This is a genomic window from Propionispora sp. 2/2-37 (assembly GCF_001298735.1).
Lineage (GTDB): Bacteria > Bacillota > Negativicutes > Propionisporales > Propionisporaceae > Propionispora.
The window spans coordinates 144,921-157,765 of the sequence record NZ_CYSP01000007.1 but is presented as its reverse complement, the minus strand read 5'-3'; the positions used below and the strand labels follow the sequence as shown (position 1 = coordinate 157,765).

Below are 12,845 nucleotides of genomic sequence, written 5' to 3'. Positions count from 1 at the left end.
GCTTCTTCTCTTAATTTTACGGATTTACTTTTTCCTTAAATACCTGTTTGCCATCCTTCATTTCAATAACTACCGCACTTTTAACGGGATTGTGTTCAGCATCCAGTGTCAGCACCCCGGTTACCACCTGTACATCCTTGGTGGCTTCCAGAGCATCCCTGATTTTCACAGGATCTTCGCTGTTGGCCCGCTTCAAAGCGTCAGCCAGCATCAATGCCGTATCATAGCCAAGTGCGGCCAAGGCACTGGGGCTTTCGTTATATTCTTTTTTATAGGCTTCAACAAACTTTACGACACGGGGGTCTTTATCTTCCGCAGAATAATGGTTACTGAAAAAGCCATTATTCAAAACAGCCGCACCGGCAATTTCAACCAGTTTTGCGTCATCCCAGCCGTCTGTTCCCAGCAGCGGAGCAGTAATGCCCAGTTCCCGGGCCTGTTTAACGATTTTTCCCACTTCTTCATAATAAGCGGGAATAAAAATCACATCCGGGTTCATGCCCTTAATTTTGGTTAACGTTGCTTTAAAGTCCTGATCTTTTTGCAGGAAAGCCTCTTTGGCGATAATCTGACCGCCGTTTTGGGTAAAGGCAGCTTCAAAGGAATCCGACAGCCCTTTAGAATAGTCCGAACTACTGTCCACATAAATAACGGCTGTTTTTGCCTGTAATGATTTGGATGCAAAGTTAGCCATTACCTTTCCCTGAAAAGGATCAATGAAACAGCCGCGGAAAGAGTAGGGTCTTACCTGTCCGTTATCCACCGTAATTTTTGGATTGGTACCTGTAGCCGTAATAATCGGCACTTTGTTATCCTGGCCAATCTGCAAAGTTGCCAGTACATCCGAACTGGTAACCGGTCCCAGCACCGCCACAACTTTGTCCTGGGTGATCAATTTTGTTACCGCATTAGCCGCTTCCGAAGGCTCCGATTTATTATCGGCCTGTACCAGCACTAATTTCTTGCCATGTACACCGCCGGCATCATTTACCTCCTTAAAAGCCAGCAGTATACCGTTTACCGTCTGCTTGCCAAAGTTCGCCACCCCGCCGGTAAGTTCAAAGTTGCCGCCGATTTTAATTTCTTTGGAATCGGTACCGGAAGAACCGCAACCAGCTAAAATTAGTGTCAGCAGTACGGCAAACAGTAAAAAAATCTTTGATTTTTTAACCATCTTCCCATCCCTCTCTAGTCATTGATCACAAAATCATTCCTAAGCAAATAAGCACCGACCGCCTCCTTACGCCAGATTGATTACCGTCAGGCCGATTGTTTACAAAATTAAATAATCATAATAATTTAAGTATGTAATTACAGCATCTTTGTCTTTAAAATTTATTATATTCTCCATATTAACACCATGTCAACAATATTTTCGCCATTTAAAAACACTTTTGTCTTTATTAAATAGACACAAGTGTTTGGTTTGTTTTATTTAATTTACAAACTGTTATGGTAAATATCCGGCCGCCGGTGTTTTAACAGCGGTAATTCGGCCCGCACCTGCCGCATAGTTGCGAAATTAAGCTCCGGGCAGAGGACAGCCTCCATGCTTCCTGCGGCAGATAAAATGTTTCCCCAGGGATCCACTGCCATGGAATGGCCGTAAGCCTGGTACGCGGCTCCCGGCGTTGGTGCCGGCGATACACCGAGAATAAACACCTGATTGTCAATCGCTCTGGAGCGCAGTAATAATTCCCAATGGGCCGGACCGGTATTGGGGCCGAATGCACCGGGGTAAATAAGCAGTTTGGCTCCTTTTAAAGTCATCAGCCGGGCCATTTCGGGAAACCGGATATCATAGCAAATACCCACGCCAAAACACCATTTCCCGGCCGTAACCACACCGATTGTTTCGCCCGCCGTCAAGGCGGAGGATTCCTGGAAGAAGGTCCCCTGGGCCATATCCACGTCAAATAAATGCACTTTTCTATGCCGGCCGGCCAGTTTTCCCGTTTCATCAAAGATAAAGCAGGTATTATAAATCCGGCCGTCCGTATCCCTTTCCGGAATGGAACCGCCAACCAGAATGATCTTATAGTGGGAAGCTACTTCAGACAACATTTGAATGGTCTCTCCGTCCGGGTAGGGTTCAGCATAAGCCGCAAAATAATCAGTTTGATAAGGACAATTAAACATTTCAGGCAAAACTACTAACTGACATCCTTGTTCTGCCGCTTCGGCAACCATTTTTCTCGCCTTTTTCCGATTTTTCTCTTTGCTTTCCACTACAGCCATCTGGCAGATTCCCAGCTTCAGTTTATCCATGGACCAAACACTCCTTCCTTCTTTTATCCTATATTCTCTTCCATTTCACCCTTGTTGTAAACCCTTTTTATTTATCCAGTGTACGGGAAACTTGTCCGTTTTATAACAACAAAAAACCGGCTCAATCTGCTTGATTGAGCCGGCTATCTTACTCCGGCATTTATAAAACAATGGTTTCGTTATTTACATACATGCCCCAAATACCGCAGGGACAAATACCGGCGCAAATGCCGCAGCCAATACATCTTTTCGAATCGGACACATATTCGAACCCGCCGTCCGGCAGTGTTTTGCGGGTGATAGCACGTTCCGGACATGATTTTTCACACATATGACAATCACGGCAGGTGCCGCAGCTAATGCAGCGGTTGTGATCGTCTTTGGCTTCCGGCAAATCACAGGCATGGCACTTCTCGAAATAGGCCTTGCTCAGTCTGCCGGCCGGAACTTTTTCTTTCTTGTCTACCGGCTGGTATTCCGTGTGCATCAGGTAGGCATCCACGGCCTGCGCCGCTTTGTTGGCCGCACCAATGGCATCTACCAGCCTGCCCGGCTTGACGGTGTCACCGGCGGTAAATACGCCCTCTGCCACTTGAAAATCAGGCCCCGGTTTCAGATGCCCGCGTTCTATAGGCATACCCTCCGGCAAGAAGCCAAGATCGGGTGCGTCGCCGATATTAATAATTACGGTATCCGCCGGGATCAGCTCTCCTGACTGGGTGATAATCCCTTCTGCCGTAACTTCTTTGGTTATAACCGGCCATCTGAGAACGCCGCCCATTTCTTCCACATGGGCGATTTCCTTTTCATCAGCCGCCGGACGCTGTACGTCGATACAGGTAACCTGCTCGGCCCCCATCTGATAGGCCCCTACCGCGGCGTCCATGCCCGAGTTGCCGCAGCCAATAACAATAACCCGTTTACCGACTTTATAATGCTGGCCTTTATTAATAGCCTTCAAAAATTCAATGCCCTTAATAATCCGTTCATGTCCCGGCCATGGGATTACCTTACCGATATGACCGCCGCTGGCAACCACCACCGCATCATGGCCGGCTTTAATTTCGGCAAACTTTTCTTTATCCACCTTGGTATTGGTCACAAAGGTTACGCCCATATTTTCTATGCGTTTTAACTCACGTGTTAACGTGTCGTGCGGCAAGCGTCCCCGGGGGATAACCTGTTCCATTTTACCGCCCATGTGAGAATCGGCTTCAAACACCGTTACCTCATGACCTAGACGGCTAAGCTGCCAGGCGACCGTAAGTCCGGCCGCACCACCGCCGATAATGCCCACTTTCTTACCGGTCTTCTGCTCAGCTTTTGGTAAGTCCACCTGAACAGAGTAGGTTCCCAGGCGGCCAATTTGCGCTGAAATATCCACTTCCCTGCGGGTACAGGAATCCATACACAGATTGGGGCAAACAGCACCGCAGACCGATCCGGGAAAAGGAGTATATTCCAGAACCAGACGGTAAGCCTCGTCAATTTTCCCTTCACGTAAGAGATTAAAGCGCTGTTGCGAGGGAATCGACGCCGGGCAATTGAATTCACAGGGAGCCGCATATCTGGCATTTTCCCATAAAGGAACACGCTGCCGGAAAACACCGGTGGTTACCAAACCGGCCACTTGAAAATCATCTTTATATACATCACTGAAAATACCGCCCGGCACCCACTTATCCATCCGGAAGGAATAGGTATCACTGGCGGCCTTTTTGGGCCGTTCCTCATAGGTAAGTGGTACAACCTTGCTCCAGTCACTCCACACACTTAATTCCGTCTGCAGTTCAGGCTGCCCGATAGAAGTCAGAAATTCTTCCATATTGCCGTTCAAATAAGCAATATCCTTTTCTTCCAGCGGCAACACCTTGACGTCTTTTTGCGATATGCCGCTTGCCCTGCCGCGGAAATATAAGGTACCGCCAACCATGCCCATGCAGGAGCGATCCCCCAAAACCGAGACAAACTCTTCGCTGTCATAGCCGCACACAACGGCAATACCGCCGCCCATGAATTCGAAGGAAAAGCTACCGCAGTTTTTGAGTACCCAAAATTCCGGCGGATCGTATAGCGGGTCATGTTTCATCAGCGAACCCGAACGGGTCCCTACCCGGCCGCCCACAAAGATTTTGCCGGCTGCCGCGCAATGGGCTGTGGTATCACCGCCGTCGCCTTTAACAACGATTTTACCGCCGGCATTCAGCCAGCCAACATCGGCTGAAGCCGAGCCCTCTACGATAATTTCCGTCCCTTCCAGGCACATGGACCCAACCCTCTGCCCGGGGTTTGTAACATAAAACCGTAAGGTTTTTCCTTCCGGATGCCATAACGGACCGCCGATATCATGTTGTCCGGCCGCTTCAATATGAAATTCCGTTTCTCCGTTAGCCAAAGCTTCATTAATGGCTTGTAGGAGGTCCTGGGTCGACATACGGTTATTGCCTTCAATTGCACTTAATTTGAACACTATGCTCCCCCTCCTAACATACGTACTGGATGCCCAGTTTATCCGCTACAGCATCATCTTTGCTGACCAATGCATCCGAACGTCCTACCGGCAATGAACTATTGCCGATCGGCGCCATCATTTTTCTCATTTCACTGTCCAAAGCCAGCATATAATCAACGATATTCTGCGCCGCTTTATCAATATCCAGGCGTCTTACCAGACGCGGATCCTGCGTACAAATCCCTGTCGGGCATTTACCGGTACTGCAGGAGTTACACCGTCCATGTTCATTGCCGACACAGCCGCACAATTGAATAAGAACCTTACCCATGAATACGCCGTTGGCGCCCAGGCAAATCATTTTAAACGCATCTGCCGCGGCATTACCGGTTAAGCCGACGCCGCCGCCCGCCCATAACGGAATCTGTCCCTGGCGACCCTGTTTAACAGCAGCCAGATAACAGTCACGCAATTTGGAAACAACATGATGACCGGTATGGTCCAAGGATACTTCATTGGCAGCACCGGTACCACCCTGAATACCGTCAATAAAGAAACCACCGCAAATACGGTACGGGTCCCTGAGCAGATTGTTGTATACCGATACCGAAGTTGCCGAAGCCGCACATTTAATGGCAACCGGAACACGGAATTTGAAGGCAGCGTTCATCGACATGAACATCTTTTGTACCGACTCTTCAATAGAATACAAACCCTGATGATTGGGCGGAGACAGTAAATCCGCCTTAGGCACCCCGCGGATGGCCTGAATGTGTTCAGCCACTTTGGCTGCCGGCAAAAGACCGCCGTCGCCGGGTTTTGCCCCCTGGCCGATTTTAATCAGCACACCGGCCGGATCCACCTTCATCCGCGGCATGGCTTTAATAATCCTGTTCCAGCCGAAGTGTCCCGAAGCAATCTGCAAAATAACATATTTAAGGTATTCCGATTCCATTAATTTAACCGGCATACCGCCTTCACCGGAACACATCCGAACCGGCAAATGATGCTTTTCGTTTAAATAAGCAGTCGCCATGCACACGGCTTCCCAGGCACGGGTGGACAGGGCACCGATAGACATATCGCTTAAAATGACCGGATAAATCCAGTTGACCGGAGGGGTTTTTTCGGAAAATTCCAGTTCGCCATTGCTTACTTTAAAAGGCAGTTCATCGGCCGGCAAAACGCGGCCGAAGGGAGCCAGAATATCAAATGTATGGCGTTCCGAATCCAGTGAGGGGTCCGTCATCTGCGATATGCGGCCAATGACGATCTTATCCAAAGTACGGTCGGCATTTAAATTGGTCCGTCCACCCCGTTTAATGGCATTGCCGCCGCTGCGGGCCAGCAGGTTAAACCGGGAATCTTCGTTACGCACCGGCTTGATCGCCCGGTTGGGGCACACTTTTTCGCACATGCCGCAGCCGACGCAGGCATTGGCTATACTGCTCTTTTGTTTAATGACCGGTACAGCAGTATGACGTTGGGTTGGTTCAGGCTGACGACCTGTAGAAATAGTTACCGAGCGGCGCTCCACGACGGCTTCAATGGCATTAAAGGTGCAGGCAGCCACACAACTGCCACACATAGTACACCGTTCCGTCGTATATTCAATTTTCCAGGGCAAGTCGTTAACACCAACATCCTGGCTTCTTACTGTTTCCATCGCTGCACCTCCAATTCCGGCGTAATGACAACAACTTCACGTTCATTAGGATAAATATCCGCTTCTTTGTCCCGGTTCGGCAAAATTACGTTCAAGCCGCATACTTCAGAAGCAATCGCCATCGTGGTATCATCCCCGCCGACGACAACCGGCCGTAATTTTTTCGAATCACAGCAAGTCATCATGCTGCCACTCGGCAGCATAGCAATAATGGTATTCGGCCCGTTAATTTCCAGATGACCCAGCGACTGGCGGATGGCCGTTAGTTGCGCTTTATCCGGGCGTTGTTCAATTTCATCAAACGGCAACGGAGTAATCACGTGTTTATAATATTTAATCGGCCAATTTAGTTCATGCAGTACATAGTGCAATGTATATAAGAAATTCTGGGAGTCGGATTCAAAACCGATATAACCTCTGTGCAATGATTTTTGATATTCCTTATTTTTGGTATAAAATGTATTTTCACCATTGGCGCACAGTGTATAACCCTGCAGGAAAAACGGATGAGCCGCATAGCGGACGATATCATAATTTGTATTCTGCCTGCACTGAACAACAATATTTTTCGCCATTAAGCTGTCATTCTTGTCCCACAATTTAAAATAAGTGGCAATATCCCGCGGATCGCCGATTTCCTTCAGGGTCAGTACATCCGGCCAAAAAGAATATACATATCCCTGATTATCTTTTTCCAGAATGGCCCGCAAAGCTAAGCGGACATCCAGCAGCAGCTCCTCTTTTTCTGTTTGACTGGCATGACCGAAATGCTCCGGATAATCATAGGCCCGGAAAATATAATACGGCATGGCCTTAATATCCAGTCCCGGCTGACGGTCGCCACGGGGAATCCATTCATACAAAGGACGAAAATCATGAGCCTCCATATAATCTTCGACTAACTTAGCCCCCTTCTGGGTGCAAGCTAATGACAACAGCGGCTTATCCTTGTATTGTGCAAACATTCCATCCAAATCCTGCATGACCATCGCAAAACCGGAGTTATCATGCCCTTCCTGCTGAGGGAGCATTAAATACAGCGCCTCCGAAGGATGAAACGGCACCTTGCTTTTAATCGCACCAATTCGGCACATAGGTCTCCACCTCTCCCATAAGTAAAATAAAAATCAAAACATAAAAAATAACCCTGCGAAAGTACCGGAACTCCATTTTCCAGGACCTTCCGCCGGGTTTTTTATACCAACGGTGTAGCACAGCGTTTACCTAGCAGGTGCCACGCTGCACCTGTGCCGCTCGGTCCAGACCGCAAACGCGCGGAACCCTAGGCACACTCCTTAATCATTTGTGTTTTCTGTTTAACACAATACTATATGAAGCTCTATTTAATTATAAAAACGAAATGTTATACTGTCAATATGCATATTAAAATAAAGTTTTTTCTGATAAATCCTATATTTTCAAGCTCAACAGTCGCATTTGCTTTTTTTATATTGTATATTTATGCAATATTTATTTTACATAGCCGTTCCTTTAAACCTTTGGAATGTGATATACACCCGTTTTTGTTCTACATAAAAGAACAAAATATGGCTTGATAATTCTGAATAACTTTAACAATGTATTGAATTGTTTTTCTGTATACATTTTTAAATCATTTAGTCTGAATTTTCTTTTTATTTTTTTGGATTTTATCTACTTTGCATAAGAAATAGCCGATCTACATATACTCTATTACAAAATTAGTATGTAGGAGATCGTATGCTGAATAAACTCTTTCATTTACCGCCTTCTGTTGCTGAATATAAGTGCAATATTCAGGATCCTGGTGCAACCTATACCCTTGCCATGAATATTCGCAGCCTCCTGGATGAACATAATCCAATCAAAAGGGATATCATCATACTATGTATTGGAACAGACCGTTCTACCGGAGATTCTCTGGGTCCCTTAACCGGCAGCAAATTATGTGCCTTAAACTCACATCCGCATGTATTCGGCACTCTGGAACAGCCTGTCCATGCTACCAACTTAAGAGATATACTGAACCAAATTACTTCAACTTTTACGGACCCTTATATCATTGCAGTCGACGCCTGCCTCGGAAAAAGTGAAAGCGTTGGCTATGTTTCCTTAGGGCGCGGCTCGGTAAAACCGGGTGCTGCCGTAAAGAAAGACCTCCCTCCTGTTGGCAATGCCTATATCACCGGCATCGTCAACGTCGGGGGATTTATGGAACATCTTGTCTTGCAAAGCACTCGCCTAAGTTTGGTCATGAAAATGGCGGATACCATCGCCTATGGTATTTCCTTTGGTTTACGGGCAACAGGGTATTGCCGGCAAATGTGAAAAGCAAGGTAGAGCAATACAGGCACCCCGGTAACTGAGTTACCGGGGTGCCTGTATTGCTCTACCTTATTACTTAGCCGCTTTTACTGTTTGTGCCGAAACGGGCTGTGAATGAACCTCTTTGTGCTGGGATTCTTGCCCGCGCATTTCGCAGGCGCCTTTAAATACAGCACCTTCAGCAATTGTCAAGACGGCCACTTTCAGATCACCGTCAATTTTAGCTGTCGGCAATAACTCCAGCTTTTCCTGAATATCAATATTTCCCCGGACAAGTCCGGCAATGACCGCATTGCGTGCTTTAATCTGGGCAAAGATCTGCCCGTTTTCTCCGACAACAACATCGCCGGAAGCGTGGATATCACCTTCGATTTTCCCATCCACCCGGATTCCGGCATTGGCCGTGACGGTACCTTTAATAAAAGTCTCCCTGCCTATAATGGTTTCAACCTGTTGTTCTATTCCTGCTGTTTTCTTGCTACCAAACATTTTTATCTCTCCCAAACCAAGTTAGCCTATGCACACACTTCTATATACTATAAAACAAGCACTGCAAAATGTATTTTATCTTTCTTCAATGAAAAGAAAGTTTATAGTCTGTTATAAAAATTTATCGGGATTTACTGCAGTCCCATTGACGCGTACTTCATAATGCACATGTGTTCCGGTGCTTAAGCCGGTACTGCCCATATAGGCAATGACCTGCCCTTTTTTGACATATTCACCGTCTTTCGCCAAAAGCTGGGAACAATGCCCATAGAGTGTCACAATACCGTTACCGTGATCCACCTCTACTAATTTTCCATACCCGCTGGCCCAGTCACTATGGACAACTACGCCGTCGGCCGTCGCTACAATCGGCGCACCGTAATCACCGGCAATGTCAATACCCGGATGATAATCGCTGCCGCTGCCCCACGGCGAGTTGCGCCAGCCAAAACGTGAGGTAACTTGTCCTGCCGCCGGCCAGATCGACGGAGTAGCAGCCAGTCTGGCATTTTTAGCCAGAAGTTCTTCTTTTAAATTCTGTAAACTCTGTTCCCTGACTTGAAGATTTTGCTGCATGGCAGTAACCGTTTGCTGCAAATCAGACAATGACGGGGGATTCGGCCCTCCCTGTCCTGCATATTGCATTGGTTCAGGTGATATTCTGGTAAGTCCGGCCCGGGAAGTATTACCATCATTGTCTTCATTTACTATGCGGCGGATTTCCGCGTCAAGCTTATTGAGCCTGTTCATATCCTGCTGCAAAGCAGCGGTGGCTTTTGCTAACTCCTCAATCTGCTTGACCTGGGAACCATTTACCTGCCTTAAACGTTCCAATTCGGCTTTTTCCATTCCGGCTGTATCAACCGTTTTGTGATAATTTACTGTTATGCCAATTAAAAACACGACCATAATACAAAATGCAACGGCAGCACATTTGACAGCCACTATTGGAATATGAAGGCTACGCACGCCAGCTTGTCCCTGATGCGGAACAAGCATAATGGTATACTTCCGCTTGTCCGGTTTCTTCTGTTGTTTTATCAACCAGCACACTCCTTTCTTTGCTATTATCATTCCCCATTTCGATTATTACACATCTGTCTTATATTCTATGTTTATCAAAATTTTCCTGCTAAAAAATAAATTTTTAGTTATTTTTTCCAGGCTTGCTCCAGAGCATCTTTTTCCTCGTCGGTTAAAAAATATTGTGACTTTCCCTTTATTATCGGTTTAGCATAAGTACGTGATTCATTGCGTCCAAATATACTGGAAATCACTACGCCATTATCCTGAGCATCCAATAAGGCTATCGCAAAGCTCAAATCGCTGCCGGTATCCTCGAAAGCATTAAAGCGCACTATGCCAACCTGTTGCACGCAAGCACGGGATATCGTTTCCAGATTGCGGCAGGTAAGGGTCAGCGTATCCACTTTTTGCACCGCATCACGCACTTCTTCAATATGACTCAACAGCAGTTTTTCTAAATTGGAGCCGTCCACTCCCTGCATCAGTTTGCGATAGCGACGGTTCATCTGAGCCAGTTTGATATTAATATTAATAAATATAATAAGTGCCAGAAATATCAGTACTGTCATTACCATTAACACGATTTGGATATTGGCTGACACCCATACTGTCAGCTCCGAAAAAAAGTTCATTTATATTCTTCCTCTCTGTTATTTCTAAATTATCTCCATAAAGCGGCAATAAGGGCAGCAGCCGGTATGGCCGGTAGAAAGTTGGCGACTTTAATATTTTTAATTTCCAGCATCAGCAGGCTGATACCGACAATCAATACTCCACCAACCGCCGTCATTTCCCGGATGATGTTATCCGATAAAATCGAGCTGAATAGTCCTGCCAGCATGGTAATAGTGCCTTGATAGACGAATATGGATATACCGGATAAAGCAACCCCTATGCCCATACTGGAGGAAAATACAAATGAAAAGACCCCGTCCAATATCGACTTGGCATACAAAGTTGATGCATCTCCCGTCAGCCCGTCCTGAATGGACCCTACTACTGCCATTGCCCCGACACAAAAAACCAGGCTCGCCGTAACAAATCCCTGACCCGCATTGCCGTATTGACTGCCTATACGGCTGTTGATCCAGCTTCCCAAAGCACTCAGCCAGCGGTCGATATCGATAGCTTCTCCCAGTATTCCGCCAATAACCAGACTGATAATAACAATTAATATACTGTTGGTTTTTAACGCCATTTGCAAGCCGATTAGTCCTACTGCCAAACCCAAACCATGAGTTAAGGTTTTTTGGTATTTCTCCGGCAGACCTTTTTTCAATAAAACTCCGCTTAGTGCCCCAACCAGCACAGTAGAAACATTCACCAAGGTTCCTTTCATTTTGTCATCTCCCGTCAAATCCAAACAAAGCCACAACGCGCTTAACGCCCTCTTACTCCTCCAGCATACAGAGCGCACTGGGAAAAGGGAACAAAGCGCGTTTTAAAATACCGTGAATAAAAGCAATGAGCACTCCGTAATTGACGATGGGCACCTGATTTTGCCGGGCAATCGACAACCGCTGCAGCATTTGCCTGCGCGTCAGCATACATGCCCCGCAATGTACAATCAGCTGATACCGGTCAAGGTCTTCCGGAAATGAGCCGCCGGAGGTCCAGTCGAAGACAAGCTCTCCTCCTACCCATTGCCGCAGCCAGCGCGGAATTTTCACCTTTCCGATATCATCTGCCTGCCGGTGATGTGTGCACGCTTCGGCAATTAAAACCCTGTCTCCCGGTTTTAGTTTTTCAATCGCTTTTGCCCCGGCCACTAAGGTTGCCAGCTCACCCTTATTGCGGGCAAACAGAATGGAAAAGGATGTAAGCATGACCTCTTCCGGCGTATCTGCGGCCACTTTTAAAAACTCCTGTGAATCGGTAACCACAATCCTGGGTGGCTTACGTACATTGTCCAGAGTTTCTTTTAATTCTCTTTCTTTTACAATAATACTGTATGCATCATGATCCAAAACATCCCTGATAGTTTGCACCTGAGGCAGAATCAGCCTGCCTTTGGGTGCGGATAAATCGATGGGAACCACCAATACCACATAATCTCCCGGGTTTAATAAATCACCAATAATGGGTGCACCTTCCCAGTCATCCGGCGCTTGCTCGATGATCATTTGTTTTAATTTTTCAATTCCGTTATGGTTGATAGCGCTAACCGCCAACAACGGAATACCCAGTTGTTCCTCCCATATCTGTTTGTTTCTTTCTGAAAACTGTTCCAGATCACTTTTATTGACAACACCAATTACAGGCAGTTCCTCCTTACGGATATAACGAATAAGTTGATGTTCATATTCCGACAATTGTTCATCTGCCGAAATCACCATAATACTGACATCAGCCTTGGCGAGTACCTGCATACTGCGTTCCACACGCATGGACCCTAATTCTCCCTCATCGTCAATACCTGCTGTATCCACCAGCATGACCGGTCCTACCGGCAGAATTTCCATTGCTTTATACACCGGGTCGGTAGTCGTGCCGGGGATATCGGACACCAGGGCAACCTCCTGTTTGGCCAGAGCATTGATCAGACTTGATTTTCCTGCATTACGTCTGCCAAGAATAGCGATATGCAGCCGGTTTCCCTTCGGTGTATCTTGCATAGCATCATCCCCTGTTCACAAATTG

At 46.8% G+C, this 12,845-nt stretch carries 11 protein-coding genes; 1 reads left to right on the top strand and 10 read right to left on the bottom strand.

Annotated features, from left to right (window positions below; genetic code table 11):
- Positions 1 to 16: 16 nt before the first annotated feature.
- The 5 genes from P22_RS09320 to P22_RS09300 all read right to left on the bottom strand — a co-directional run bounded on the left by P22_RS09320 (position 17) and on the right by P22_RS09300 (position 7,480).
- Positions 17 to 1,174 (bottom strand): ABC transporter substrate-binding protein, encoded by a 1,158-nt coding sequence (locus P22_RS09320; protein ID WP_054259959.1) that lies wholly within the window; start codon positions 1,172 to 1,174, stop codon positions 17 to 19.
- 266 nt (positions 1,175 to 1,440) lie between these two features.
- Positions 1,441 to 2,268: a carbon-nitrogen hydrolase family protein gene (locus tag P22_RS09315; protein WP_054259958.1), complete on the bottom strand. Its 828-nt coding sequence runs from the start codon at positions 2,266 to 2,268 to the stop codon at positions 1,441 to 1,443.
- Between the two features lie 160 nt (positions 2,269 to 2,428).
- Positions 2,429 to 4,738, bottom strand: a complete 2,310-nt coding sequence (locus tag P22_RS09310; RefSeq protein ID WP_054259957.1) for an FAD-dependent oxidoreductase — start codon at positions 4,736 to 4,738, stop codon at positions 2,429 to 2,431.
- Between the two features lie 13 nt (positions 4,739 to 4,751).
- The gene (locus P22_RS09305; RefSeq protein ID WP_054259956.1) at positions 4,752 to 6,386 is read right to left on the bottom strand and encodes a glutamate synthase-related protein; all 1,635 of its coding nucleotides are present in this window, start codon (positions 6,384 to 6,386) and stop codon (positions 4,752 to 4,754) included.
- Entirely contained in the window at positions 6,374 to 7,480 is a 1,107-nt protein-coding gene (locus P22_RS09300; protein ID WP_054259955.1) for a class II glutamine amidotransferase domain-containing protein, read from the bottom strand. Before P22_RS09300 ends, P22_RS09305 begins: the two co-directional genes overlap by 13 nt.
- A gap of 625 nt (positions 7,481 to 8,105) precedes the next feature.
- Here P22_RS09300 and yyaC point away from each other — a divergent pair.
- Positions 8,106 to 8,693 (top strand): spore protease YyaC, encoded by a 588-nt coding sequence (gene yyaC / locus P22_RS09295; RefSeq protein WP_054259954.1) that lies wholly within the window; start codon positions 8,106 to 8,108, stop codon positions 8,691 to 8,693.
- A 69-nt stretch (positions 8,694 to 8,762) separates the two neighbouring features.
- On the opposite strand, the gene P22_RS09290 is transcribed toward yyaC, so the two are convergent.
- The 5 genes from P22_RS09290 to hydF all read right to left on the bottom strand — a co-directional run bounded on the left by P22_RS09290 (position 8,763) and on the right by hydF (position 12,820).
- Positions 8,763 to 9,179, bottom strand: coding sequence for a bactofilin family protein (locus tag P22_RS09290; protein ID WP_054259953.1), 417 nt, complete (start codon positions 9,177 to 9,179; stop codon positions 8,763 to 8,765).
- Between the two features lie 111 nt (positions 9,180 to 9,290).
- A complete protein-coding gene (locus P22_RS09285) occupies positions 9,291 to 10,232 on the bottom strand; it encodes a M23 family metallopeptidase (RefSeq protein ID WP_235814602.1) in 942 nt (313 codons plus the stop codon).
- Between the two features lie 98 nt (positions 10,233 to 10,330).
- On the bottom strand, positions 10,331 to 10,837 hold the full coding sequence (locus P22_RS09280) for a DUF4446 family protein (protein ID WP_054259951.1): 507 nt from the start codon (positions 10,835 to 10,837) through the stop codon (positions 10,331 to 10,333).
- Positions 10,838 to 10,866: 29 nt separating this feature from the next.
- Positions 10,867 to 11,544 (bottom strand): DUF554 domain-containing protein, encoded by a 678-nt coding sequence (locus tag P22_RS09275; protein ID WP_054259950.1) that lies wholly within the window; start codon positions 11,542 to 11,544, stop codon positions 10,867 to 10,869.
- 52 nt (positions 11,545 to 11,596) lie between these two features.
- Positions 11,597 to 12,820, bottom strand: coding sequence for a [FeFe] hydrogenase H-cluster maturation GTPase HydF (hydF, locus tag P22_RS09270; protein ID WP_054259949.1), 1,224 nt, complete (start codon positions 12,818 to 12,820; stop codon positions 11,597 to 11,599).
- Positions 12,821 to 12,845: the final 25 nt, after the last annotated feature.